The sequence below is a fragment of the Veillonella sp. VA142 genome (assembly GCF_003992135.1).
Lineage (GTDB): Bacteria > Bacillota > Negativicutes > Veillonellales > Veillonellaceae > F0422.
This window is the reverse complement of the sequence record NZ_RQVN01000014.1, coordinates 12,950-38,721: the sequence shown is the minus strand read 5'-3', so window position 1 is coordinate 38,721 and position 25,772 is coordinate 12,950. Positions and strand designations below refer to the sequence as shown.

The 25,772-nt window shown below is 30.2% G+C and carries 25 protein-coding genes; 20 read left to right on the top strand and 5 right to left on the bottom strand.

Annotated features, from left to right (window positions below; all coding sequences use genetic code 11):
• From EO117_RS06490 to EO117_RS06425, 13 genes are all read left to right on the top strand, one after another.
• Complete coding sequence (locus tag EO117_RS06490; RefSeq protein ID WP_126939668.1) at nucleotides 1-2,073, top strand: type IV secretory system conjugative DNA transfer family protein; 2,073 nt, start codon at nucleotides 1-3, stop codon at nucleotides 2,071-2,073.
• Between the two features lie 196 nt (nucleotides 2,074-2,269).
• Entirely contained in the window at nucleotides 2,270-2,647 is a 378-nt protein-coding gene (locus EO117_RS06485) for a hypothetical protein (RefSeq protein WP_126939667.1), read from the top strand.
• Nucleotides 2,648-2,669: 22 nt separating this feature from the next.
• Nucleotides 2,670-3,740 carry an ATPase, T2SS/T4P/T4SS family gene (locus tag EO117_RS06480; protein ID WP_126939666.1) on the top strand — a complete coding sequence of 357 codons (1,071 nt, stop codon included), beginning with the start codon at nucleotides 2,670-2,672 and terminating at the stop codon, nucleotides 3,738-3,740.
• Nucleotides 3,741-3,918: 178 nt separating this feature from the next.
• A complete protein-coding gene (locus EO117_RS06475; RefSeq protein WP_164727511.1) occupies nucleotides 3,919-4,341 on the top strand; it encodes a TrbC/VirB2 family protein in 423 nt (140 codons plus the stop codon).
• Between the two features lie 289 nt (nucleotides 4,342-4,630).
• Nucleotides 4,631-7,093, top strand: coding sequence for an FtsK/SpoIIIE domain-containing protein (locus EO117_RS06465; protein ID WP_240632597.1), 2,463 nt, complete (start codon nucleotides 4,631-4,633; stop codon nucleotides 7,091-7,093).
• Nucleotide 7,094: 1 nt separating this feature from the next.
• Entirely contained in the window at nucleotides 7,095-7,901 is an 807-nt protein-coding gene (locus EO117_RS06460; protein ID WP_126939663.1) for a type IV secretion system protein, read from the top strand.
• Nucleotide 7,902: 1 nt separating this feature from the next.
• Complete coding sequence (locus tag EO117_RS06455) at nucleotides 7,903-9,099, top strand: type IV secretion system protein (protein ID WP_126939662.1); 1,197 nt, start codon at nucleotides 7,903-7,905, stop codon at nucleotides 9,097-9,099.
• Nucleotides 9,100-9,110: 11 nt separating this feature from the next.
• The gene (locus tag EO117_RS06450; RefSeq protein ID WP_240632596.1) at nucleotides 9,111-10,466 is read left to right on the top strand and encodes a M23 family metallopeptidase; all 1,356 of its coding nucleotides are present in this window, start codon (nucleotides 9,111-9,113) and stop codon (nucleotides 10,464-10,466) included.
• A gap of 33 nt (nucleotides 10,467-10,499) precedes the next feature.
• Nucleotides 10,500-11,279, top strand: coding sequence for a hypothetical protein (locus EO117_RS06445; RefSeq protein ID WP_126939660.1), 780 nt, complete (start codon nucleotides 10,500-10,502; stop codon nucleotides 11,277-11,279).
• An 8-nt stretch (nucleotides 11,280-11,287) separates the two neighbouring features.
• Complete coding sequence (locus EO117_RS06440) at nucleotides 11,288-11,467, top strand: hypothetical protein (protein WP_126939659.1); 180 nt, start codon at nucleotides 11,288-11,290, stop codon at nucleotides 11,465-11,467.
• Nucleotides 11,468-13,297: 1,830 nt separating this feature from the next.
• Nucleotides 13,298-14,371, top strand: a complete 1,074-nt coding sequence (locus tag EO117_RS06435; protein ID WP_126939658.1) for a replication initiation protein — start codon at nucleotides 13,298-13,300, stop codon at nucleotides 14,369-14,371.
• Entirely contained in the window at nucleotides 14,346-14,981 is a 636-nt protein-coding gene (locus EO117_RS06430) for a replication initiation protein (protein WP_126939657.1), read from the top strand. Before EO117_RS06435 ends, EO117_RS06430 begins: the two co-directional genes overlap by 26 nt.
• A 14-nt stretch (nucleotides 14,982-14,995) precedes the next feature.
• Nucleotides 14,996-15,367, top strand: coding sequence for a hypothetical protein (locus EO117_RS06425; protein ID WP_126939656.1), 372 nt, complete (start codon nucleotides 14,996-14,998; stop codon nucleotides 15,365-15,367).
• A 169-nt stretch (nucleotides 15,368-15,536) separates the two neighbouring features.
• On the opposite strand, the gene EO117_RS06420 is transcribed toward EO117_RS06425, so the two are convergent.
• Nucleotides 15,537-17,144 carry an IS1182 family transposase gene (locus EO117_RS06420; RefSeq protein ID WP_126939655.1) on the bottom strand — a complete coding sequence of 536 codons (1,608 nt, stop codon included), beginning with the start codon at nucleotides 17,142-17,144 and terminating at the stop codon, nucleotides 15,537-15,539.
• Nucleotides 17,145-17,258: 114 nt separating this feature from the next.
• Nucleotides 17,259-17,951: a replication initiation protein gene (locus EO117_RS06415; RefSeq protein WP_126939654.1), complete on the bottom strand. Its 693-nt coding sequence runs from the start codon at nucleotides 17,949-17,951 to the stop codon at nucleotides 17,259-17,261.
• 341 nt (nucleotides 17,952-18,292) lie between these two features.
• On the opposite strand from EO117_RS06415, the gene EO117_RS06410 reads away from it, so the two are divergent.
• The 7 genes from EO117_RS06410 to EO117_RS06380 all read left to right on the top strand — a co-directional run bounded on the left by EO117_RS06410 (nucleotide 18,293) and on the right by EO117_RS06380 (nucleotide 23,371).
• Nucleotides 18,293-18,661: a hypothetical protein gene (locus EO117_RS06410; RefSeq protein ID WP_126939653.1), complete on the top strand. Its 369-nt coding sequence runs from the start codon at nucleotides 18,293-18,295 to the stop codon at nucleotides 18,659-18,661.
• Nucleotides 18,662-18,840: 179 nt separating this feature from the next.
• A complete protein-coding gene (locus EO117_RS06405; protein WP_126939652.1) occupies nucleotides 18,841-19,479 on the top strand; it encodes a ParA family protein in 639 nt (212 codons plus the stop codon).
• Nucleotide 19,480: 1 nt separating this feature from the next.
• Nucleotides 19,481-19,948 (top strand): hypothetical protein, encoded by a 468-nt coding sequence (locus tag EO117_RS06400; RefSeq protein ID WP_126939651.1) that lies wholly within the window; start codon nucleotides 19,481-19,483, stop codon nucleotides 19,946-19,948.
• Nucleotides 19,948-20,673, top strand: a complete 726-nt coding sequence (locus tag EO117_RS06395; RefSeq protein WP_126939650.1) for a nucleotidyl transferase AbiEii/AbiGii toxin family protein — start codon at nucleotides 19,948-19,950, stop codon at nucleotides 20,671-20,673. Before EO117_RS06400 ends, EO117_RS06395 begins: the two co-directional genes overlap by 1 nt.
• A 9-nt stretch (nucleotides 20,674-20,682) precedes the next feature.
• The gene (locus EO117_RS06390) at nucleotides 20,683-20,901 is read left to right on the top strand and encodes a hypothetical protein (RefSeq protein ID WP_126939649.1); all 219 of its coding nucleotides are present in this window, start codon (nucleotides 20,683-20,685) and stop codon (nucleotides 20,899-20,901) included.
• Nucleotides 20,902-21,408: 507 nt separating this feature from the next.
• On the top strand, nucleotides 21,409-22,683 hold the full coding sequence (locus EO117_RS06385; RefSeq protein WP_240632595.1) for a DNA cytosine methyltransferase: 1,275 nt from the start codon (nucleotides 21,409-21,411) through the stop codon (nucleotides 22,681-22,683).
• Between the two features lie 40 nt (nucleotides 22,684-22,723).
• Nucleotides 22,724-23,371: a recombinase family protein gene (locus EO117_RS06380; protein ID WP_126939648.1), complete on the top strand. Its 648-nt coding sequence runs from the start codon at nucleotides 22,724-22,726 to the stop codon at nucleotides 23,369-23,371.
• A gap of 18 nt (nucleotides 23,372-23,389) precedes the next feature.
• Here EO117_RS06380 and EO117_RS06375 read toward each other — a convergent pair whose 3' ends face one another.
• From EO117_RS06375 to EO117_RS06365, 3 genes are all read right to left on the bottom strand, one after another.
• Nucleotides 23,390-24,136 carry a hypothetical protein gene (locus EO117_RS06375; RefSeq protein WP_126939647.1) on the bottom strand — a complete coding sequence of 249 codons (747 nt, stop codon included), beginning with the start codon at nucleotides 24,134-24,136 and terminating at the stop codon, nucleotides 23,390-23,392.
• An 87-nt stretch (nucleotides 24,137-24,223) separates the two neighbouring features.
• Entirely contained in the window at nucleotides 24,224-24,667 is a 444-nt protein-coding gene (locus EO117_RS06370; RefSeq protein WP_126939646.1) for a metal-dependent hydrolase, read from the bottom strand.
• A gap of 29 nt (nucleotides 24,668-24,696) precedes the next feature.
• Nucleotides 24,697-25,593, bottom strand: a complete 897-nt coding sequence (locus EO117_RS06365; RefSeq protein WP_126939645.1) for a hypothetical protein — start codon at nucleotides 25,591-25,593, stop codon at nucleotides 24,697-24,699.
• Nucleotides 25,594-25,772: the final 179 nt, after the last annotated feature.

The following is a 25,772-nucleotide window of genomic DNA, read 5'->3' as shown; positions in this document are numbered from 1 at the left end:
ATGAAGAAATTTTTAATTAATTCTCTTATCTTTTTAGGCATAAATTGGCTATTTCAAGATATAGCCATGCAAAAATTACTAGAAGCCTCTGGATATGATTCCGTCATTAAAGAATTTGGTTGGCATGATGGAAAGATATATGCTCCGTTTACCTTCCTATATGTATTTATACGGTATAAAAAATATATTCCTAATCTAATACAAGCTGGAAATACATGGATGCTTGCTGGCTTTGTTATTAGTATTCTAGTAATTCTTGTAATTAAAAAGCTATCTGAAAGTAAAGAATTAACCTCTTCTGGTACAGCAAAATGGGCTAAGCAAAGCGAGATAGAAAGTAAGAAATTACTTGTTTCTCCTAATAAGCTCAAGGGCGGTGTTATTTGTGGAACTTGGTATTCAGGGGTAAATTATGAGAATCTATTTAACTTTTCTCAATCTTTAATTGTTTTCTTTAAACGTCTTACATATATCTTTAAGAATAGGTCATTTTCTGGATTCGATAGAGAAAAAGTAAGTCGTTCTATTTCATCTAGTACGCTAGATAGGTGGATTAATTTATTTTCCAATCTAACATTATCTAGTAGAAAATATATTGTAGATCCACAATCAAATCCTACGCATAGTATTCTAATTGCTCCCTCTCGTGCTGGTAAAGGTATCGGTATTATTATCCCTACCCTACTTACATGGCAAGGTTCTTGTATTGTTTCTGACTTAAAAGAAGAAAACTTACAAATGTCTGGTGCATATAGAAAATATGTAATGGGGCATAAAGTTATTTCATTTGCTCCTACAGATACACGGCCTACGTATAGGTTTAATCCAGTCAATGAAATTCGCTGGGGAACTCCTAACGAAGGAAAAGATGTTGAAAACTTACTAGATATTATTGTAGGGCCGCCTGATGGAAAAGATGCTCATTGGAAAACGAATGCTAAAGCATTACTTGTAGGGTGTCTAACCCATCTAAAATATAAGCATGCTCAGTACAATATGACAAATAAATTAGAGCCTACTGATGAGGGATATATTGAAACTTCTTTATATCATGTGAGAGAGTTTTTAACAGTTTCATTAGATGAATTTACGAATGAACCAATTTCTTTCAATGAAAAGTTAGAAAATGAATTAAAACACTATCACTTTCCTGTACATCTCTTTGTGCATAATAAAACGAGTGATTTACCATACTTATTACTAGAGATTTTAGAAAAAGATGCTAGAAAGATTACTACATTCACACCTGAAGCCTTAAAAACACCTAGAATGCACCCTATTGTGATGCAGCAATTTGGAGCCTTTTTATCTAAGCCTGAAGGCGAAGGCGGTTCTGTTTTATCTACTGCCATTACGGCATTAGATATTTTTGGCGAAAAAATCATTGTGGATAATACTTCCACCAGTGATTTTATCTTAGGTGATATTAGGGGTCGTAAAACTCCTACAGACTTATTCCTTGTTGTTCCGCCATCAGATATGGGGCGTGTAGGTAAACTCTTTAAACTCATTATGGAGTTTATTATTACTCGCGGTACAGAAAACGAAGCCAAGGCTAAGAAACTTCATAAGTGTTTACTACTCATAGATGAGTTTCCTGCTTTTGGTAAAATGGAAAACTTTGTCCGCCAATTAGGCTATATTGCCTCTTATGGTTTTAAAGCACTAATTGTTGTACAAGGGTTAGATCAGATTAAAACAACCTATAATAATATGGAAATTCTGACAAACGCAGTAACGCAAATATTCTTATCACCAAGGGATAAAGAAACTCCAGAATATCTTTCTAACGTACTCGGTAAGCAAACTATTTTGTTGAAACAAAAAAGTGGCAAAAATAGTATTCTACCCTGGGATCAAGACTCTGTAACATGGATTGAAAAAGAACGTCCTCTATTAATGGCTTCTGAAACTATTACTCAACTTGCTAATGAGTCAGTAGTTATTATTGAGTCACTAACGATTCGTTCACCAAAAAACAAGTGGTTTATTTGCCCTGACATGATCAAAAAGATTGAGTTAGGCAAAAAACTAAATAAAACTGGAAATATAGGGTATAGGGATAGTATGTAGTACACCAAACCTAACATAAAATACACTTCTAATTTACTATTTTCCCTTGCCTATATTTCCAGTTAATCTAATGCTATACGATATTATATTTATCATATAAATATTGTTTATATTGTAAATAACATTTATATTATTTATATTATTTTTATTGTATGCATAATTTACATTATTTTCTTTCACTGAAAGGGGGTTATTCATGAGTGATCTCACCACTAAAAAGTTAAATATTGCAAAGTCAAGGGAGCGAATTAAAGCGATTCAAGAGAGACGTCAATCTCTAAAAGAAAAATTAGAGAAACAAATGGCTACACTCACACAGAAAGAGCGAAGCCTTCAAAAAGATATTGCTATCAAATTATTTGCTACTTTAGAAGAAGTAGGCATTGATTTTTACTCTTCTGATTCCAATGGGATTGCCTTTGTTATAGGTGCTACTATGAAAGCCTTGGAAAATCCTTCCATGCATGATGCATTAATAGCTTTAGGCGAAACTCGTTTCACTACGGCACCATCACTTGATGACAATAGTTCCTCCACAACCGAAGAACCAGAGCAAGATATAGATGATGAATAATTTTGATACACTCACTTCATTCATGAAGGAGTATCCTCAATTAAAGCCTTTAGAATATATTTCTGAAGAAGATGTATCAAGATTATATTTAAAGCCATTACGTGATAAGGGAGAAGTCTCTGAAGAGAGAATCCGTAACACTGATTACATTTTAAATTCCCTAGGAAATGTTATTTTAAGTGGTTTACACCACCCACAAATTACAGAAATGTATATCAATGAAGATTACCATCTGAGATTTGAAACCAATATTGGACGTATAGATACTGGCATAGAAATGGAAGAGAGTACTGTTCGTAGTATTTGCCAATCCATATCAGGCTATAATGGACAATTAATTACAGAACGAACACCAATCCTTGGTGTTGAAGTGGATACTTTGGATATTCGTATTCAAATTATGTATCCACCTACTGTAACAAGACCTACATTTTTTATCCGTAAAAAGCCTCAAATTATCTACTCCCTAGAATCCTATGTTGAAACTGGAATCCTTAGTCAACATTATTACGATACTATCGTATCTCTAATTAAAGAACATAAAAATATTGTTCTAATTGGTGCTACTGGGTCTGGTAAAACAACATTTCTAAATGCTTTACTAAAAAAGATGAGTGAATTAACTCCTAATGATCGAATCATAATTTTAGAGGATACTCCAGAGCTAAAATGCTCCTCAGATGATGTTATGAAACTTATGACTAGTCAAAACTTACAATCCGTCAAAATCACAATGAGAGATCTGGTTTATTCTTGCATGCGACTTTCTCCTAACAGAATTATTGTTGGTGAAGTTAGAGATAACTCGGCTTTTGATGTATTAAAAGCATGGAATACTGGACATGCTGGTGGATTTTTAACCACTCATGCCAACGATGCGATGGATGGATTAATGCGATTAGAGTATTTAGCTAAAGAAAATTCTACTATGGCCACAGAAGATATTCGCTCTCTAATTGGTTCTACTGTAGATGCCCTCGTATCTATTCAAAAAATTGTTACTCCTAACGGAACGAAACGTAAAGTAACAGAAATTTTAGAATTAGATAGTTATGATATTGTGACACAAAACTTTGTTTATAAACACTTGTAAGATTATGTTTTACTTACATTACACAATATTTATATTATTTACACTATTTACACTATTTACAATATTAATATTATTTATATTGTAAATTGTATTTATATTATAAACACTATCTAATGACAACTCATAATTAGTATTATGTTTTTTTGCAATTTTTATTATTATGAAAGGAAAGAAAGACATGAACCTTTTGGAAACAAAACGTATGAAGGCTGCTATGGAAATTGCTACTGACAAAGTAAACTCCATTTTAATTAATGAAGATTTTAAAAAGACTGTAAAATATACATCCTTTGCAGTGTTAGGATTTACTGCATTATCACTTTTCACTGATTTTAGCTTTGCTGCTGATTACTCCAGCAAAAAATTAACTGGTTCTGGCGGTCAAGCTCTAATGCCTTGGGAACATTTTTTAGATCAACTTGTAGATACTTTAACAGGTAAAACTGCTAAAATCTTAGCAACATTAGGTTTAATTATCGCTGCAATCGGTTTATTTATGGGAAATCTTGGTGATGGAATTAAAAAAATCTTTATCATTCTAGTTGCTGTATGTATTGCTATCTGGGCTCCTTCCATTATTGGTCTTGTTACTGGTAGCTAATCTGGAGTGCATTATGGAAATAAACACCTATAAATCTCTCTATAAACCACTTCTTTGGGGCGGTGTTAAACGAGAGTATTTTATCTTAATTTTTCTATCTTCAATTGGTAGCATTATGTTATTTAAAACATTTAGAGCGATTTTACCAATTATTGCAATTTACTCATTACTAGTAATAATTAATAGAATTGACGTTAATCTTATTCCAATTTTAAAGGAAAATTTAAAATTCAAAAATATTTATTTTCATTAAAAGTTCACACAATATGTGTCTAGAAAGGAGATTATTTTGGCAAAAAAATATGCGGACTTATCTGAAGTCGTTACTTGGCTTGCCATGACAAATAATAATGTGATTCTTAATAATAACAATACCTTACAAAAAACATATTCATTTTATGGAGCAGATTGTTCTTGCTTAACCAATGATGACTTTTCCATGTATTTTGAACGTGTCAACAATGCATTAAAACGGATTCCTCATGGATTTATGTTATTTTTTGAATCACAAAAAGAGTACGATTCAGATTATATCGAACTCTCCACAGAAAATGACTTACAACGTGAATTTGATGTAATTCGGAAAGAAAATCTCACTAATTCACGTAACTTTAGAATCCGCTATTATCTTACGATTGTATATAGAGAACCAAACGAATTATTAAAACGTGTTGGAAATGCGATTGACAAAGATAATAAAGCTGTTTTTAAGGAATTTAAAGGATTATTTAAGGATGTATTTGCACTTTTTAATCCTAAATTAGTGGAATCTGAATTAGATAATATAGACCAAAATTATTTAGACAGTCTAAAAGAAACTGAATCAAATTTTTTAGACAACTGTAATGATATTGTTCTTTTATTACAAAAAGCTATGCCATTTGTAACTCCATTAAATCGTGAAGAAACTCTTACTTATTTACACAGCACCATCTCCGATCAATGGTATCCAATTAAAACTAAGAATAATTTCTTTATTACACAAAATTTAAGTGATGCCCCATTATTAACAGGTCGATCACCTAAATTAGGTGATCATTATATTGGTGTTATTGGTATTAAAGATTTACCAACTACTACATACCCCACTATGTTTGATCGGCTTAATTCCTTGCAAAGTGAATATAGATTCTGTACACGCTGGATTGGACTATCTAAAGACCAATCTAAAAAAGAATTAATGGCAATCCAAAAAAATCATTATCAACGGTCAAAATCTATGTTCACCATGATGTACGAAGCAATCAACAATAGAGAAAGTAATAATGTTGATTTATCTGCTGTACGTGATGGAGATGAGGTAACAAATGCAATTTTAGAGCTAGAATCTGATAATGTTAGCTTTGGATATTTAACAATTAATATTGTGCTGTTACACAAAAACTATGATGTATTACAAGAAGAATTGCAGGAAATCAAAAGTAGCATTAACGAGCTTGGCTTTGTAGCCAATATAGAAAAAGACAATGCTACCTCTGCTTGGCTTTCTACAATTCCCTCTGTATACACATTTAATTTAAGAAAGTTTCTTGTACATTCTATGACAATGGCTAGTTGTTCCCCTCTATCTGCTATGTATGAGGGTCAAAAAAAAAATAAGCACTTCACAAGTTTAAATACTTTTGATGCTGCTCTACTCAAAACAACTACCCCTGAAGGCTTACCATTCTATTTAAATTTACATGTCAATGATGTTGGCCATACATTTATTGCTGGTGCAACAGGTACAGGTAAATCTGTATTTTTAAATACGTTGGTATGCAATTACTTAAAATACACGAATGCTAAGGTATTTATCTTTGATAAATCTGCATCCAGTCGTGTACTTACAAAGGCAATGGGGGGCAACTTTTATAATCTATTGGTAGATACTAAAAGCATTGCCTTCCAGCCATTGTCTCAAATAGATAAAGATACTGACTTAATTTGGGTTCATGAATGGCTACTTCGATATGCTACCGCTCAAAACTTTACTATCACACCAGAAAATAAAAAGCAATTACTAGACGCCCTTCGTGTACTAAAAGATCGGCCAGTGCATTTACGCACTATGACATCTCTAAAACAAACGATTCAAAATGAAGATTGGCGTTTATTACTCAATGAATTAACTGGTATTGATGGTAAAGGCGGTGCCTATGGACAACTCTTTGATAGTGATGTAGACCGTTTTGGCCAAGGAAATTGGCAAGTTTTTGAAATGGAGAAATTAATGGAAAATGAGGCTATTGTTGCTCCTACCCTTGACTATTTATTCCATCGCATCGAACAACAGCTTACTGGTAGTCCTACAATTATTGTATTAGACGAATGTTGGCTTTTCTTACGAAATAAATCTTTCTCTAATAAAATCGTAGAGTATTTAAAAGATTTACGTAAGAAAAATGCTATTGTTGTTATGGCGACTCAAAACTTATCTGATATTTCCGAAGAAATTAAACCAGTAGTAATTAATAACATGCCAACTAAAATCTTTATGCCTAATACATCTAGTTCTGATATAAATGCGTTAATGTACCATGAATTTGGCTTAAATGCATCAGAACAAATCATCATTAAGCATATGATTCCAAAACAGGAATACTACTTCAAATCTCCAGATTTTAGTCGTATCTTCAATTTATATCTATCCAAACAAGAAATTGCCTTTTTAGCTGCTACAGCAAAAAGCGATCAATTAAAAGTTGCTGAATTAGAACACTTAACTCCAGCTGAATTTATTCAGGCTTGGAAGGCGTATAAAGGAGTTTAGCATGAACAAAAAAATGAAAAAAGTATGCCTTGCTCTTTCTTTAGGATTAACATTAGGTCTTGTACATCCACCACAATCTCACGCTGCATTTGTAGTGTATGACCCAAAAGTATATGCACAAATTGGTGAGCAACTTAAAAAAGCTACTGAGCAAATCAATCGTCTAAAAGAACAAATTGAATTGCAACGCCAAAACTTAATGGGATTAAAGAAGGACTTTGTGGATCCTATTCGTCAAAGTATAAAACTAGCGGATGATAACTATAACAAGACAAAATCTTCTTTAATGGGAATTTTCAATGGATTAAAGTCTGCTGAACAAGCCTATAAAGAGCAATTTAAAGAACTCACAGACATTGACTATAAAACAGTTAGTCTAAGTGACATTCAATCTAAAGTCTCTCACAACAGAGAAGAACTTGAAAAAATCAATAAAGATGCGACTGAATTATTGATGAAAAATCAAGAAATGCTAAAAGCATCTAATGAACGCATCCAAAAATTATTAGATCAAATTCAACATGCTAAAGGTGCTAAAGAGTTAGGACAGTTACAAGCCCATCTAACACAGGAGCAAATTAAAGCTACTAACATTAATAGTGAAATTCAGGCAACTATGGCTAAACAGCAAGCCGCAAAAGCTGAAATTGAAAAGCTCGAAAAAGACGGTGCTAAAGCAATGATTGAAAAAACAGCATCTGATTTTAATAAAGCTTCTGAAAATGCCGAAAAAGCTATAAAGGAAATTGAAAACAAACCTGTTTCTGATCCTTACCGAGAAGCTGCTGAAAAAGAAGGATGGTGGTAATATGGCTGATGCAGCTACTGCTGCTTATGGTATTGATACCGTTCTAAAACTTTTTACTGATCTCGAAACAAACATAAAAGTAGCTACTGCTAGTTCTATTACTAATTTGAAAGCTCCATTACTAGCTCTTACAGGTTCTCTTGCAGTCATTGGGATTGCTTCCAATTGGGAAATGTATTTCAGTTCCAATTTTAACTGGGGTAATATTATTACTAAAATTATCCACGTAGGTTTTATTATGTGGCTCATTAATCACTGGACAAATTTTACTCTAATGATTAAGGATTCTGCTGAAAAAATTGGGAGTCTGGCTGGCAATTTAAAGGAATTACCTACTGTTGCAGGATTAATTGGTAAATCCTATAAGACCATATTTGATTACCTAGGGTTTATCCTAAAAGATAGTAGCTTTGGCTTAGATGTCTTTATGATTTATCTATTAGCTATTGTGTTAATCATCATTCTAAGCTATGCCTTCCTAAAAATTTCATGGACATTTTTCATGGCAAAGATGGAATTTTACATCATGGGAGCTTTATCCATGGTATTACTCCCTTTTTCACAAACCAAATGGACAAAATCCATGAGTGAAAAAACATGGGGTATTCTCCTTACTACCTCAATAAAGCTCCTAGTATGTGTCTTTATGATAGCGATTACTAAAGACTTCATAGATCAAAACTTTACAGTGAGTGAGATAGATAAAGGATTAAAAGATAACCAAATGAAGGAAGCTATTAAAGCTACTCTTCTACCTACTTTATTCTCATCCACTATAGCTATCTTCTTCCTCAGTCATATCATTTCTAAAGTTACTGAGTTCGCAGGCGCTATGGCAAATGGTGTCATGATTCAGTCTACTAACTTAGTAGCTTCTGCTGGTGCTATGGTACAAAATTATGCTACTGGCGGAGCAAGAGCCGCTGGTGCTTATATAGGTAGACATACTGGTGCCGCTGCTGGTAAAGTTGCTAAAGATATAGGTGGTGCTGTATTAGATAATACAGCTGCTGGACAAGGTGTAAAACATGCATATAATGTAGCTAGTAATGCAGCTAATAAAGTTGGAAATAAAGTAGCAAATAGTGCTGTTGGTAAATATATGGCTGGTCTACATCGTGCTGGTAACAAAGCAAACCCTATGGCTGAAATGGGTAAAAAAGTAGATGATCTTCATAAGCAAGCATTCCCTAATTAATGGTGTTGCCTATGAAACATTACTTTAAAAAAATTCTTCTTTTCTTTGCCCTAATCTGTTTTGGATTAGGGCTTGGAATGCAAACTATAGAAGCTAATGAAATACTACCTAAATTTGGTGGTACTGTAACAAGTGAATTTGGTTGGCGTATTCACCCAATTTATGGAACTAGACGATTACACGCTGGATTAGATATAGGTTTAGATGAAGGTACAAAAGTGCCTGCGGCTCTTGATGGTACAGTTGTAGTAGCAGGATGGATTTCTGGCTATGGATATGCTGTCGTTATTGATTATGGAAATGGAATAACAAGTTTATATGGTCATTTAAGCGAAGTATTAGTAACTCCCGGACAACACGTCAAGAAACTAGAATTAGTTGCTTATTCTGGTAATACTGGTGGAAGTACTGGCCCTCATTTACATGCAGAATACAGAGTTAATGGAGAACCACAAGATCCACGCCCATTTTATCAAGGTGTTGCTGGATGGGATTTAGACGGAGGTTATAATCCAGAAGGTGGTTTTGGTGGAACTCTTAGAAAGATTATTCCTAAGATTGACTTCGATTACACTAAATATTTTTCTCCATCAGAAAAGTTACTAGAAGCCACACATAAAATTATTGAAGTTATTAAAAACTCCTTTGATCGTTGGCAACCAGCTATACTAAACTTGCTATACGCCCTAATGGTCATTGACCTAGCATGGTTTGCTTGTCAATGTGCGTTAAAAGGTGAGTTACCATTTACTGAATTATTTCCTAAAATTATTCGGTATGGATTCTTTATTACGCTTGCCAAGGAATGGAAAAAGATAATAGATACCTTATTTATTCCATTTTTTGAAAATGTATCATCTACTATGACTGGTAATCAGCATACAGTAGAAACTTTTTTAAACTTCTCTACTTTATACGATACGGTAAAGCATATTATGGCCAATAATATGCACCCTGAAGTGAATTTAGTAGAAGCATGGTATCAGATGTTTCCATTTATCATCCTTAACATATTAAACTGGGTAATCTTATTTATTATTATCGGTCTTATGTTATGGGTGATGTATAAGGTTGTTGCCTTTTATATGGTATGTAGCTTTGGTATATTAGGGATTCCTATCAATTTCATTCCTAAAATTGGGAATAGAGGAAATATGATGATTGGTGTTATTATTTCCACGTTATTTGATTTAATTTTAACCGCAATTCTATTAAATCTACTCAACTCACAACTACAAACATTAGGAGTTATTTCTGCAAATAATGTACCAGATGTATTCATGTTTGTTGGAGTATTTTTCTTCTTAGCTCTTTTTACTACTAAACTTAGTGAAGCCTGCTCTAATTTCTTCTCTGGATTATTATAGGTGGTATATATGTTATCAAACATGCAAATACAAATGAATAAACTAAAAATTCCTATCATTTTATCCCTAATTTTGTTATCAACAAACAATGTTGCAGAAGCTAGATGGCATTTTAGTGGCGGTACTGTTGAGGATAAACTTGTAGAATGGCAACATAAATTGGAAGTTATCAAAGAAGGAGAAAAAGCTAAGGATTTTGCTACACTATCTAACTTTGAAAAAGAAATGAGTCAAAACTATAAAGTTTTTAAAGCCTACAAAGATGACTTTAATAAGTTAGTAACAGAATCCAAAGCTCTCCAAGAAAATGCAAAAGGACTTTTATCCTTAAAGAAAAAAGTCACTGAAGAGTTAAAAGATTTGTACAGCTTAGATTTTTTAAATAACATGGGTGGTACGTTTGACCAAGAGTTTCTAAATAAAAATAGCAAGCGAATTGGCAAAAACCACGAACAAGAAACAATGAATTTAGTAAATCGAGCTACAGAGCTTACAAAGATGAATGAAGAGTCAGAAAAAAAAGTTTATTCTATTACAGAAGATGAGGTAAAAGGTGTTCGTGCTGAAAACGAAAAAATAGCATTAATGCAAGGCGTAAATGCTCATACCTCTGTTGGACAAGCCATGCTTGCGAATCAACAAGCTATACAAATGATTGCTAATGACTCGATGGATCGAGCTAGAAGAACTATGTCTGAATCCATTCGTAGCTTTAATAAGTTCGATACTATGGGTTCTAAAGGTGAAAATAATCCATTTAAAGAAAACATAGAAAAACATACGTTACAACGATTACCAAGATTTAGTGAATAGGAGAACATATGACATTAAAAACTATTGTTTATTGTATTTTAATTGTTCTGTCTGTCATTGCAGCAACGCTGATAGGCATTCTACTATTCTCTACTGCTTTTGATTTTTTATTATGCATTACCTTTACAGCCATTGCTTTTGCTATGGGATATAGAAAAGGTGTTAGATTAAGCATAAAAAATAGCTAGAGTAATAGTTTAAAAAAAGAGCCCATTTCAGTTGGCGCTGAAATAGGCTTAACAAGAAATAATTGTCTGTCCGACAAAAATATCTCCTTGCATATGTTATTATATATGCTAGCTATGAAAAAATCTAGTGAAATTTTTATTGCATATACAGTTAAGTGTGATATAATACGAATAGGCAATTGTTGGTTATGCATTATAACACAAAATACCCCAGAGGTCGGAACTCTGGGGTATTTTTTTGCATTATTACGCTAATGCTAAAGCGTTAGGCTAGTTGCTAAAAAGAATACTGAAAAGTACGTCTAACCATTTGTAAACATAATAGGCTGTTACGTTTACCATAACGTCTCGCAAGAATTGTTGGTTATTATACATTACAACACCCCCTTCCTGTTGCCAGTTTAAGGGATTAGCAACACTAAAAGTATATCATACTTTTAAAGAAATCTAAAAAAGCAGAATCTAGTATTACGTAAACATCAAATTTTAGCTATCTAATTTAAGCAATAAGCCCTGTTTAACCTATTTCACAATAAAATACATGTGCATGATTAATTAATGACCTTACAGGCGATTTAATTGAATTGAAATGTTATTTTTTAAGCTATCAAAAAGTGTTGAAAAAATTTTGAGTTAATAATTGTAATGGTCTACTATGTGATAAACATTTAATTTAAACGCTCTAATTTAAGCAATAAGGCCTGTCTAACCTATTTCACAATAAAATACATGTGCATGATTAATTAATGACCTTACAGGCGATTTAATTGAATTGAAATGTTATTTTTTAAGCTATCAAAAAGTGTTGAAAAAATTTTGAGTTAATAATTGTAATGGTCTACTATGTGATAAACATTTAATTTAAACGCTCTAATTTAAGCAATAAGGCCTGTCTAACCTATTTCACAATAAAATACATGTGCATGATTAATTAATGACCTTACAGGCGATTTAATTGAATTGAAATGTTATTTTTTAAGCTATCAAAAAGTATTGAAAAAATTTTGAGTTAATAATTGTAATGATCTAGTATGTGATAAACATTTAATTTAAACGCTCTAATTTAAGCTATAAGGTGGCTCTGGATACTCTGTAGATAGATTATACCTAGAATAACTAAAAAACGCTTATAGGGCGTATAATCAAAAAAAATAAAAAATTTAAAATTAACAAAAATAAAAAAAGGAAAATAAAAGTTTTAAATCAAAATTTACATTATAAGGTTTTAATATTCTTTTTTCTTTTTTTTTAATAATTCTTTTTAATTCTTTTAGGGGGTCTGTGAGCCCAGTCATATCAATGCCTCACGAGGGGTAATAAACAACTTTTTCCGAGTCTATTGACAACTTTTTCCGAGTTTTAGATCAAAATTTTCTTGAAAAACATTTGATTTTTATTAAAAAAAATAAGCGATTTTTTTAAATAAACAACTTTTTCCGAGTCTATTGACAACTTTTTCCGAGTTCTTCTTTATGTACCTACATTGAAAAAAATGAATATATAAAATAACTTGAATTCTATTAATTAAAATTCTTTATAAGGCTTGATAAAGCCGTTTATAGGTTGTAAAAATAGAGATATATAAGAAATTATATGTCCCCAATAATATACTTTTGAAAAATAAAATATAATTCAAATTTCAATAAACAACTTTTTCCGAGCAATAAACAACTTTTTCCGAGCAATAAACAACTTTTTCCGAGCAATAAACAACTTTTTCCGAAAAAAATAGTTTAAAATCTTGAATTTTCAAAAACTTTTTTTAAATTTATAAACAACCTTGACTTTTAAAAAGTTGTTTATTATAATGTAGATAAAGGGGGTGAAAAAATGGGTTCCATTGTGAAATATCACAATAATATGAATCTACTTTCTTTAAGGAAATTTACATCAAGAGAAATATCATTATTTTATACTCTTTGTACCTTTATGAAGGATAAAGGGGCAGAAAAATATGAGATTTCTTTTGAAAACCTAAAGAGCATCTGTAGTTTAAAATTTAAAGATAAAGATGAGTTTTACGAAACATTAAAGGAACTACATTTAAAAATTCAAGGGCTTGTGTTTCTATATGAAGATGATAAAGTGTTAGAATCATTTGTTTTATTTCCTACGTTTATTATTTTTAAGGAAGAAGAATATATAACAATTTCTTTGAATAAAGATTATGAATACTTCTTAAATAAACTCACCAATAAATTCACTTTATTTGATTTACAAGTACTAAATTCTTTGAAATCTTCTTATTCAAAAAACTTATTTAGATTTTTAAAACAATATGGTTCTGCTGGTGAATACAGGGTTAAGATAGAGCAATTTAGATTATTAATGGATATACCGGAATATTATAAAATGGGAAATATTGATCAAAAAGTTTTAAATCCTGCTATAGAAGAATTAAGCCATATTTTTAAAAATTTAAAATTAACAAAAATAAAAAAAGGAGTTAAGGTCTCTGAATTTCTTTTTGAATTTAAACCAATTAGTAAAGATGAACTAGTTATTGCTGATTTTGCAAAAATAGAAGAGTTACCAGAGGTTAAAGTAGCAATTCTATGTCCTTATTGTAATCAATCTCTACATACAAAAACTAATAAAAAAACTGGAGAAAAATTTTATGGACATCAAGGTTATCAGATGGGACAATGTAAGAAAACATTTTCTTCTCTAGAAGAAATAGAATTGCATCGAAAGAAAAATGTTGAAGATTTAAAAGAAATTGATTTATTAAAAGAAATCGAATCTATTAAAGCACTTAACGATCCAATGGTAAAAATATTAACGTATGATGCTCATAAAGTAACAGTAGACGAAGGTAATAATGTAGGAGTTTATACTCTATCTGAGAAATTAATTACAAAGTTTAGGAAGATATTAGATGAACAAGACCAAGTTATTAAATAACAGAAACTTTTTCTTTGAAGAGTTTACATCTAGAGAGTATTCAATTTTTTATAGTATCATATTTTTATCTATAGATTATTTAGAAAATGAATATATAACGATTAGTCTAAAGAATATCAAAACTGCTTCTACTGTTGAATTTAATAGATTTGAGGAATACATTGAAATATTAAAATCTATAGGTCAGAAACTAAAGAAAACCATTCCAAATATAAAATTTTATATTAATATGGATTACAATGTTTTAATAATAGAAGTAAGCGAATCAATTAAGAGTTTATTTACTTTAGAAAGTGAAAAATTTACTACTGAAAATATATCAATTTTTAATCTACTAAAGTCAAAATATGCTAAAAGATTATATCGTTTATTAATTATTTGTGGAGAGAAAAATGTATGTAATCTTCCTATAAATATATTTAAGGAAGCAATGAATATTCCATTAAATTATATGTTCTCTGATATTAATAAAAGAGTACTCAATCCTGCGTTAGCGGAATTAAGAGAACATCTTAATAATCTAGCAGTGGACAAAGTTAAAGAGGGGCGTTCAATAGTCAGTTTGCGATTCCGATGGAATACAAATATAATCAATCCAATATCATTTTAAAAAGGAGAAACAGTATGAAAAAGTTATCTATTTTACTAGCTATCGTTATTTTATCTATCACAGCACTTATTGCTGGTTGTGGTTCAAGCGTAGCTGATGAATTTGTTGGAACATGGACTAGTGATAATGGCTATACATATCTTTCTATAGAAAGAAAAGGAAATCATACATTTATTGTTAATAGATATTTTTATGATAAAAAAAATAAAACAGATTTATTTAAAAGTAATACAGGTGAGTTAAAAGAAGAAGTTTTAGAAGTTGACTATGGATTTTACAAAATTAAAGAAGGTAAAATTGTAGAATCTGATGGTAATATTTACAATAAAGTCAAAGATAAAGTACTTTCTAAAGAAGAGTTACAAGAATTAGCTAAAAGTAAATAAGATACATGGGGCTGTAACAAAATGTACTTTTTTACATTTTCGTTACAGTCCTTTTTACATGCAGAAACCACCAAGGTTCTTGAGATAGTGCTATCACAAGATATCTCGGTAGTTTTTCCATTTCTAGGCGCACTTAAATAAGCCTATGTAAATGGCTTGTTTTCTAGGCTTACGCAATTTCTTTTTGGCAGAATAATGAGGTATGTATCCTGTTATCTTGGATTCTATGGTGTAGTTTCGAGATATTAAATCCCATCGCTAATAGGTATAGCATCTTTCGCACATGGTCATTACCACGGTGTAGTAATCGCCTAAACTGAAAGTCTTGTTTTAGTACTCCAAAGGCTCCTTCCACTTGTATAGAGCGGTTTGTGCGCAATCGAACTCCTTCTGTACTCAAGATTCTTTCCTGGTTATGTCGTAATACCGAGTCATATCCTGGAGTGATACAAACTTCCTTAGTAGGATTTTTTGTACTTTTCTTTGCATATCGCAGGCATTCAGACTTGTATCCACAGCGATTACAAGATTCACAAACGTATACCTTACTTTCCCAAGTAAATCCAGTCTTACTTTTACTCTTACGGCGGTGAGAATAGTGTAACTTTCGCCCTTTAGCGCAAATAAAAGCATCTTCTTCAGGTGAGTATTCCATATTACGAGCTTTATTAATATCTGTTTTCCATTTGCGTTGTTTAGAGCGTTCGTAGTCCTTCGGCTTAATACAAGATAGGTATCCTTTTTCTTCTAACCATAATAGATTTTCGTAGCTGTCATATCCTGCATCAGCTACTATATATTTAAACTTAGCAGCATGCAAACTCTCTAAATGATGCAAAAATGGGATTAATGTATTGGTATCGTTAGGATTAGGAAATATACCTACACCCATAATATATTCGGAGTGAACGGCTATTTGAACGTTGTAGCCTGGTTTTAATTGGCCATTTTGCATATGGTCTTCTTTCATACGCATGAAAGTGGCATCAGGATCTGTTTTGGAATAACTATTTCGCTCGCCCATAATGGCTAAATGTGCTTCATATTCTTTGCGTTTGTCTACTAAAGCTTCTGCTCTTTCATATAATCGTTGTAATGCAGTCTTATGCTTGCCCTTACCAAACACAAAATTAATTTGATGTAGTTCAATTTCTTTCGCTAATATATGGCACAGTAATTCATCATTTACCTGCGATACATCAATCCCTAACTCAGTAATTATATCTTGCTTCAGCGCGATAAGCTTAGAGGGCAAGGTAGCCAATCTTTTTTGAATCGCTTTCTTCCATACAAACGTGTATTTATTAGCATTAGCCTCTATTTTCGTTCCATCAATAAATACTTCGTTGAAAGTAAGAGTATCTCTTCTTGCAATGGCTTCCATTACTTGTGTAAATAAATTCGTAATCACCTCTAAGGAGCAACGAGCAAAAAATCGCTGAAATGTCATATGGCTAGGTACAGGATATCCTTGTAATAGCCACATGTAATTGATATTTTCTTCACATTGTTTTTGGATAGCACGTGTAGAATACACGCCCTCGGACATAGCATAGATAAAAATTTTAAACAGAATATGCGGTGGAACCTTAGATTTTCTTCCTTTAGAAGAATACAAATGCTGTAACTCTGTATAATCCAACTCCTCTAATACAGCATCGAGTAACCGCACTGGCGCCGTTTCTTTGATCAAAATGCCATAATCCAATGGTAAAACTAGTTGGCGAGGTCTCGCCAATTTGGTATAATGATATGCATTGGTATTGGTTTTGTTCATAATTACATTATACCAATGAAAAGGGTCCTTCGGGGCCCTTTTGCTTATTTAAAATATAAAAAATAGAGGAAAGTTGATAGTTTTTGATTAACTTTCCTCTATTTTATTTGTGGGCTATTTTGTTACAGCCCCTTTATCATATGATATTATGAAATGAGTGATAAACTTTCCTTTTTTAATCGTATCTATTTTTATATTTTCAAAGTATGGTTCTAATGCAGCTAATGATGGTTTTATAACTTTATACATCAGTTTATTTGTTTCTTGGTATACACTGTTAGGATCAATAAATAAATAATCTTTTAAATGTTCTACAGAAATAGTAAAATTACCATCATGATAAAATCTAAATAGTGTATAAAAAGATTTAGCGTATTCTGTTTTTAAGGAATTGTTAATCATTAAATCTTCAACAGTCCAATTACTATATATTTCTTGTAAAATATGATGATAATTAGGATTACTTTGTATATCTAAACTCATTTCATTTAGGTCAATTGTAATGTTGGAAAATAAAAAAAAGATACTTTCTTTTTTATTAGTTATAGAAACGCAGTTAATAGCGGAAATTTTTCTACAGAACTTTTTAATAAACCTTACCAGTTTGCTTTTAGCTATATCTATATTCAAATCTTCTAAGTATAATGTTGTTTGCCCAGAATTGGACATTCCAATAATTTTTGCTATATCTAAAAATAATTTTATCTCAGAACTATTAAAATCATTTAAATCATATAGTACAGATCCATCAATTCTTTTTAACATAATATTTTCACCTGTAGTAACAATATAGTAATTTAATTCCATAAATGGGATACCTCCAAAACCTTTATTTATGTACCCAATTATGGTAAAATAGGTTACATAGATGGGTTTAATAAATCGTGGAAACGCTTATATATTGATAATTTGACACTATTAGTATAACATTTTCATGTCCCCATTGTCAAAAACCGTTCATATATAAGTGGCGGTGTATTATTTTGATTATTTTCAAAATAATAGAAATTGCAAAAGCATGGATAGACACCTCTATTGGTGTCTATTGTGCTATAATTTACATTATAATAAAGATATAGGAATATTGCACTAACAAAATGCACTAACATTATATTTATTTTAGATGAATATTAGAAAAGGATTGAAAAATGGATAACAGAAGATTAGAACTTTACCAAAGACTTAGTAAACAACCTAATGATAAGAATCTAACAATTCGTATTTCTGGCGAAATTAAACACCTATTTATGCAAGTAGAAGAAAATCCTTCAATTGCTATTAGAGATTTTATCATTGATCGCATTTTAGATCGTATAGACAAAATAGAAGTTATAGAAAAGGTAGAAAATCAATACTATAACTTTGACCCACATGTTGAGTATAAAGAAAATGATTTTATTAAGACTGTTAACGATAATATAAATACGTCAAGTAATACAGTTAGTATTATTAATAATGGAAATGCAATCATTGAAAATCATACGGTAAGTGAAAACACTGGCGAAAAAAACAATTAATTATAATAAAGATCTCTAAATTAGAGGTCTTTATTTTTATAATAAAAATAATATGTACAATATTTGTAATAAAAATATTATTTATAATATAAATATTATTTACAATAAAAATATTATGTAGTATAATACAACTATAAGATAGTATTTATATTTTTTCTTAGAGAGAAGGAGATAATTTTATGATTATTAATGTTGCACATACAAAAGGCGGTGTAGGTAAATCTACACTTGCCACCAATTTAGCAGTAGAATTAACACTGCCAATATTAGATTTGGATATGCAAAGAAGTAGCTTCTTTTTCAATCAAATTAGAAAAGATGCTGGCTATCCTGAAATGAAAGTATTTTACGCTCAATCTGATGAGGAAATGGCATTTTTAGCGGACTATAAAGGTAATAGAAAAAAACATATTATTGTTGATAGTGGTGGTATGGATAATAATCTACATCGGTTAGCTATTTTATATGCCGATGTAATTTTAACGCCTATTGGATTATCCCAGATCGAATTATTAGGGTTACAAAATTTTTATTCCATCTTAGAAGAAGCTAATGACAATAGTATTTTAGCTAAAGAATATGTTATTCTTAATCAGGTTAACAGTCGTAGTAAAAAAGAAATTGATGGCATTAAGGAGTTAATTAAGAAAGAATTTGGTTTAAAAGTATTAAATAGCATGATTTCCTCTAGAAAAATCTTTAAGGATGCTTTTTCTGAAGGAAAGAGTGTTGTTGAAAAACAAAGTAAATCTGCATCCGCAGAAGAGATTAATTCTTTGTGTGATGAAATTAAGAAGATACTAAAGAAAAGAGGATAATATGTATTTTTTAAAAAATATTCCAACTACTTCATCTGATAATTATATTAGTGGTTGGGAGTTATTAAATTCTAGCAACAAAGAATTTATCTTTGAAGATTGGCATACATTAGATTATTGGTATAGTAAAGATGAAAATAAACCTCTTAAAACTTATAAAACGAATCCTATTTTTAAAGATGTTGGAATTAAAGAAAGAGAATTTATAGCTCCTACTAAAGGAATCTTTTATGCTGCTGATAAAGTTCGTGCTTTAGCGGATCTAATCTTTGAAGCATTAGAAGAATCCAAGCCGATTGTGTATTTAAATAGATTAACTGGTGATATAGATAACTTTTTAGATGATTTTGAAAAAAAAGAACTTCTTACTCTATTAAAGCCTTTATTTACTAATGAAGAATTATCAAATTTTATAAAGAAAGAAATGCCAAAACAATATTATGAATGTATTCTTAATGGGGGTATATAATGTTTATATCTAAAAGTCACCAATATTTACAAGAACATGAAAAAGAACGTATTGATGTTATGGAAAAAATATTAAAGCAATTAAAAAATGACTTTGTGCTTAAAGGTGGAACTGGTTTATTATTTGGTTATGGATTAGATAGATTTTCAGAGGATATTGATTTAGATGCAATCAATTGGAGAAATCAATTAAAAAATAAAATTATTAACCTAAAAGTTGAAGGTTATAATTTAAGTATAACCGTAAAAAAGGATACAGAAACTACATTTAGAGCTATGATTGATTATGGAGCTAAAAGACAGGATTTACCTGAAGGATGTAATGAATACAAGCTAAAGCTAGAAGTATCATTAAGGAATAAAGGTATTAGATCTAACGATTATATAGATAAAGAAGGTATTAGAGTTTATAAAATTGAAAACCTAATTTCTCAGAAAATAAATGCATTTGGTGCTAGAAGTAAAGCAAGAGATATTTATGATGTTGGATTTTTACTAGAAAATTATAAAAATAAATTTTCTTTAGAGCAGTATAGAAATTTAGCAGATATTATGGAAAGACGAGATTTAGACACATTATCTTATGAACTAAAAATTGCTAAACATGAAGGAATTATATCAGGTCTATCCAAAGAAATTGATCCAGATCAATATGCTTTAAATATAGATGATCTAGTAAATAAAGGAATAGATAAAATTGTTAAAGCTAAAGAATATAGTAGATAGGAGAAAATAATGGCAACGTTTAAAACAATAAAAAGCAATGATTTTGTTAAATCATCACCTCAAAAAGTAGAAAAAGTTAGAGAATCAAAAAGTAATAAGCGTAAAAATATGAGTTTTACATTAACAGAAGATGTTTATGATTTTTTGATGGAACAATACGATTTAGGTATGAATCGTTCTAAAATTGTAGTAATGGCACTTCGTGATTATATGGAGAAAAAGGCTTAAAACTATAGAGAGAATAATTAGAAAATTAACATCACTTTAAAATTAATGTAATATTGAAATACTAACAAATAAATGCTACAATAGTATCAGCTAAATAATATTTAATTACTAAAAACACAAAAACTCCCTAGGATGCCACCTAGGGAGTTTTACATTGTATTATTTATAGATTAATACAAAATCTAGGATTGTTACAAGTGGAATAGCAATTCAATCCATTTGCGAATATAGTAGCCAATTATATTCACCAGAATTGCTTTTAAAATTGATTTAATTACTAAAAACACATAATCACCTCCTCCTGTTACGGAATCGGTTTTACCTGTAACAGGCATATTATATCATAATAATTAGTTCATAAAAGTATACTTAAATATTTTGTGAACAAAAGGTGTAATAATAGTTTAAAAAGGTGTATAATATAGTTAATAAACGTTCATTTATTATATATATACTTTTTTAAATTATAATGGATAGGATTAAACAAAATGATTATTTTAATCAAATATGAAAGAAGGTGTTGATATGCTAAATATAGTAGATCTTTTCTCAGGAGCTGGTGGATTGACAGAGGGATTTAGGTATAAAGGATATTATAATTTTATTTGTCATATAGAAATGGACAAAGATGCTTGCTCTTCTTTAGAATTAAGAAATGTATATTATTATTTAAAAAAAAAGAATAACCTATCTCCATATTATGAATATATTCAAGGTAAAATCTCAAGAGATGATTTATATTCCATTATACCAAGAGATTTAACTAAAAATATATTGAATAAGGAAATCAGTAATGATACAATACCTTCGATTTTTGAATTTATTGACCAAAGATTAAGCAATAATGAGTTAGATGGTATTATTGGTGGACCACCATGTCAGGCATATTCTATAATAGGTAGAGCCAATAACAAGTCGAAAAAATCTACTGATAAAAGAATTTATCTATATAAATACTATTTAGATTTTCTGGAAAAATATAAACCAAAATTTTTTGTTTTTGAAAATGTTAAAGGATTACTTTCTTTTAAGGATTTATCAGGAGAATTACTTTTACCCAAAATAATTTGTGAATTTAATAAGTGTGGATATGAAGTAGATCATCAAATAGTAGATGCAAGTAATTATGGTGTGGTACAAAAAAGAGAACGTTTAATACTTGTTGGAAAGCGAAAAGATTTAGTGTTCAATAACTCATTTTTTGACTTCTTGGCTACATATGTTGAGGATGCTCCAACTATAAAAGAATTATTTGAGGACTTACCAGGTATAAAGCCGGGGGAAAGTTCTAAGAAGTATTGTTGTGATGTTTCAAGCCAATTTATTGAGAAATATATTCGTAAAGAAAATAATATTTTAACACAACATGCTGCAAGACCACACAATGAAAATGATTTGAAGATATATAATTTGGTACTAAAAGCTAAGAAAAAAGGTAAGAATTTTAGGTATACTGATATACCTGAAGAATTACGAACACATTCTAATACAATATCTTTTTTAGATAGATATAAAGCGTTGGATTATAATTCTGTCAGTCATACAGTTGTTGCTCATATTGCAAAAGATGGACACTACTATATTCATCCAGATTTAAGACAGAATCGTTCAATTACAGTAAGAGAAGCAGCCAGAATACAAGGATTTCCAGATGATTTTTATTTTGAAAATTCTCGAACGGCTGCATTTAAACAAATAGGCAATGCTGTTCCACCAATTTTATCTAAAAAAATTGCAATGGCTATTATAGACTTTTTGGGAGAATTAAACAATTTCATGTAAGTATAAAATTTTTACTTGTAATTTAAGAATGGATTTTAAGATGAAATTAGGTTATATTCGGGTTTCTACTAGAGAACAAAATATAGATCGGCAAATTCAAGAGCTTTTTAAATATGGGATTGAAGAACGAGCGTTATTTATAGATCATACTTCTGGCAAAGATTTTAATCGACCACAATATGAAGCATTAAAGCAATATTGCCGCAATGGTGATGAGTTATACATTCATGAATTAGATCGTCTTGGACGTTCTAAGAAACTTATATTTGAAGAATTAAATTTTTTTAAAGAAGCAGGTGTTATTGTAAGAATATTAGATATTCCAACTACTCTAACAGATTTCACAGTGCATAATGAAATGTCTAAAACCATTATGGATATGATCAATAACTTACTTTTAGAGGTATTATCTACGCTGGCAGAGCAAGAGTTATTAAAACTCCATAAAAGACAACGAGAAGGCATTGATGCAGCTAAGGAAAAAGGTGTTCAATTTGGAAGGCCTAAAAAATACGATTTTATTAATAAGGAAGAATATGATAAGTTCTCCTATACGTATAACCTATGGAAAAACAATCATATTACAGCCGTAGAGGCCTTTACATCATTAGGGGTATGTAAAACTACCTTCTATGCAAGAGTGAAGCAATACGAGGCTATAAATGAAAAAAATAAGCCTACAGATTAATCTCTGTAGGCTTTTTTATTATCTAGTCATTTCTTTTTCATTACCTTGTTGATATTGCTTAAATTGGCTTGGAGTAAGTGCTTTTTTTGCTAAACTTTCAGGAATATCAGCATTTTTCATTAAATATCCTGCAAGATGCTTTGCCTTTCCATCCGTCACAGATGTAAATGTACGAGGTGGATCTATATTATTTATTTTTAAATAGTCTGATATTTTTATATTCATCATATCATTATCAGGATTTGTAACAGCCATTTTTTGAACATCAAATAAAAGATCTGGAGTTCGTTCCTCTAAACGAGTGTTAATTTCTTTAACTTCGCTATCTGATAAGTGATTATATTTATTTTCAAATAACATATTTTCTGCCTTTAAAGATAAATGGCCAATAGGCAAATATCCTTGAAAATCTGGATGAGTAGAAATGTTATGTACTTCTACACCATCTGGCCAAGCCCCTCTAATTTGTTCATTTAATTTGTTAGCTTCTTTTTTCCAAAGTTCTACACAATCTGCTCTTAATACGCCTGTTAATACCGTTTTATCACTTGGGAATCCAATATAATTAGCCACACCATTTTCATCATAAATTGTGGTTTGATATGAATTTGTATTGGGTTCTCCTCTAAATTTTACTTCATAAGTATGTCCATCCATTGTTTTAACTTTAAAATCATCATAAGTTTCTTTAGATAAAATCTCTCTTAATTCATCTTCTTTTAATTTTAAATTTGTTTTATTTGATTCAATGATTACTTCATCCATTTCATTTGTACCTCTACACAATATAAATAATATAAATATTATAAATATTATAAATATTATTTATATTGCTTATATTGTTTATGATATTTACAATTTGGCATAACCAACATATATAGCTATGTAAAATAATACTAAAGATAACAAATACTCTATAATAGCTCCTGTTCTAAATAAGAGCACTCCTATTCGTTTTCTTGGATCTAAGGATGGCACCGTACCACATATACCATCTTCTATAATATGAAAAATAGCTCCTAATGTTATTCCAAAACCTATTGTGTTTATAAATGTAATCCCATTTATATATCTAAGATATAAAATATAGGATAGAAGGAATAAATAAGGAATTATCCAATGTGTAATCTTTCGATGTTGTTTTAAATAATCTCTTTTATCCTTATAATGCCACGGAGGGAACTCCGCGGCATCAGGAATTATACTGCCAATCACAGCAGAAATAGTTAATAGTACATCATTTGTTGTTATATATACAATAGATCCAGTTATTAATTTGTGATTTACCCATTTCATAGTTCAAAATAATAGAAATTGCAAAAATATTATAGTGACATGGATTTTTCTTTGGAAATAGTGTTTAATTTTGTAGCTATTTTTGGTTTTAAATGTTCAAAATCTCCATTTTCCATTTTAGCATTTAAATTTGCTGCGTAGCTATTTTCAGGCTTCTGTCCGTAATAATCAACGATTTTAAAATCTTTCAAAGTTGGGGAAGATGTTAAATTAGCATATGTACCTTCTAGCATTTCAGAAAAATCAAAATTTTCATTTTTATCACTCATTCGTTGTACGGCTTCTACAAGATTTTCTGTAAACTCTTTATCGTGCATTGGAATATGCTTAGCTTTTTCGATGGACTGCAAAATATCTACAGTGGTATCAAATACTTCAGCATTTTTTACAACTACACCATTAATGTTTCCTTTGAAAGTTTGCTCAATTTTATAGGTAACTCCTTGTTTTTCATCATTGGTATTAGATTGGAATTTATCTAATGAAAAATCTTTTGTTACTCCATCAATAACTTTATCAAGGTCTTTGGAACTAATTTCTTCTTTTGAAATGTCTCGATCAGGTACATATTGCTGTAATAATTCCTGCATAATTACATCTTTTGTAATATAAGATAATTCATCTTGATTTTTTGGTAGTTCAACATAACCACGTGTATCTTGATAATAATTTAAAACTTGCATAGTTAGATCTGGTGTCATACAACCAAGATCATCGGTATATACTTTAAGAGAATTAACTTCTGCTTCCATTTCTTTTCCGTGTAATCTAGATACTTGGGTTTCAATTATTTCATTAAAATCCATACTCCCCTCATTTTCATCAGTAACTTCTTTCATAGATTTTACTAAATCCAACACCCCTTCTGGATTTAAATGTAATTTATTAATAATCATATCTTCTCTATTTACTGCCTCTAATTCCATAGCATTTTCTCCTTTACTATAAACCTTATTTAAAGAATAATCTTTTTTCCATACAATACCTCTTGCATTGTAAATATTATTAATAATATTTACAATATTTATAATATTAATAATATTAATAATATCTACAATATTTATAATATTAATAATATTAATAATATCTACAGTGTAAAATTCAT

What these genes read in the sequence shown, in the direction of transcription:
- EO117_RS06490 (WP_126939668.1), top strand. Translation starts at nt 1, where the DNA reads ATGAAGAAATTTTTAATTAATTCTCTTATCTTTTTAGGCATAAATTGG.
- EO117_RS06485 (WP_126939667.1), top strand. Translation starts at nt 2,270, where the DNA reads ATGAGTGATCTCACCACTAAAAAGTTAAATATTGCAAAGTCAAGGGAG.
- EO117_RS06480 (WP_126939666.1), top strand. Translation starts at nt 2,670, where the DNA reads ATGAAGGAGTATCCTCAATTAAAGCCTTTAGAATATATTTCTGAAGAA.
- EO117_RS06475 (WP_164727511.1), top strand. Translation starts at nt 3,919, where the DNA reads ATGAACCTTTTGGAAACAAAACGTATGAAGGCTGCTATGGAAATTGCT.
- EO117_RS06460 (WP_126939663.1), top strand. Translation starts at nt 7,095, where the DNA reads ATGAACAAAAAAATGAAAAAAGTATGCCTTGCTCTTTCTTTAGGATTA.
- EO117_RS06455 (WP_126939662.1), top strand. Translation starts at nt 7,903, where the DNA reads ATGGCTGATGCAGCTACTGCTGCTTATGGTATTGATACCGTTCTAAAA.
- EO117_RS06450 (WP_240632596.1), top strand. Translation starts at nt 9,111, where the DNA reads ATGAAACATTACTTTAAAAAAATTCTTCTTTTCTTTGCCCTAATCTGT.
- EO117_RS06445 (WP_126939660.1), top strand. Translation starts at nt 10,500, where the DNA reads ATGAATAAACTAAAAATTCCTATCATTTTATCCCTAATTTTGTTATCA.
- EO117_RS06440 (WP_126939659.1), top strand. Translation starts at nt 11,288, where the DNA reads ATGACATTAAAAACTATTGTTTATTGTATTTTAATTGTTCTGTCTGTC.
- EO117_RS06435 (WP_126939658.1), top strand. Translation starts at nt 13,298, where the DNA reads ATGGGTTCCATTGTGAAATATCACAATAATATGAATCTACTTTCTTTA.
- EO117_RS06430 (WP_126939657.1), top strand. Translation starts at nt 14,346, where the DNA reads ATGAACAAGACCAAGTTATTAAATAACAGAAACTTTTTCTTTGAAGAG.
- EO117_RS06425 (WP_126939656.1), top strand. Translation starts at nt 14,996, where the DNA reads ATGAAAAAGTTATCTATTTTACTAGCTATCGTTATTTTATCTATCACA.
- EO117_RS06420 (WP_126939655.1), bottom strand. Translation starts at nt 17,144, where the DNA reads ATGAACAAAACCAATACCAATGCATATCATTATACCAAATTGGCGAGA.
- EO117_RS06415 (WP_126939654.1), bottom strand. Translation starts at nt 17,951, where the DNA reads ATGGAATTAAATTACTATATTGTTACTACAGGTGAAAATATTATGTTA.
- EO117_RS06410 (WP_126939653.1), top strand. Translation starts at nt 18,293, where the DNA reads ATGGATAACAGAAGATTAGAACTTTACCAAAGACTTAGTAAACAACCT.
- EO117_RS06405 (WP_126939652.1), top strand. Translation starts at nt 18,841, where the DNA reads ATGATTATTAATGTTGCACATACAAAAGGCGGTGTAGGTAAATCTACA.
- EO117_RS06400 (WP_126939651.1), top strand. Translation starts at nt 19,481, where the DNA reads ATGTATTTTTTAAAAAATATTCCAACTACTTCATCTGATAATTATATT.
- EO117_RS06395 (WP_126939650.1), top strand. Translation starts at nt 19,948, where the DNA reads ATGTTTATATCTAAAAGTCACCAATATTTACAAGAACATGAAAAAGAA.
- EO117_RS06390 (WP_126939649.1), top strand. Translation starts at nt 20,683, where the DNA reads ATGGCAACGTTTAAAACAATAAAAAGCAATGATTTTGTTAAATCATCA.
- EO117_RS06385 (WP_240632595.1), top strand. Translation starts at nt 21,409, where the DNA reads ATGAAAGAAGGTGTTGATATGCTAAATATAGTAGATCTTTTCTCAGGA.
- EO117_RS06380 (WP_126939648.1), top strand. Translation starts at nt 22,724, where the DNA reads ATGAAATTAGGTTATATTCGGGTTTCTACTAGAGAACAAAATATAGAT.
- EO117_RS06375 (WP_126939647.1), bottom strand. Translation starts at nt 24,136, where the DNA reads ATGGATGAAGTAATCATTGAATCAAATAAAACAAATTTAAAATTAAAA.
- EO117_RS06370 (WP_126939646.1), bottom strand. Translation starts at nt 24,667, where the DNA reads ATGAAATGGGTAAATCACAAATTAATAACTGGATCTATTGTATATATA.
- EO117_RS06365 (WP_126939645.1), bottom strand. Translation starts at nt 25,593, where the DNA reads ATGGAATTAGAGGCAGTAAATAGAGAAGATATGATTATTAATAAATTA.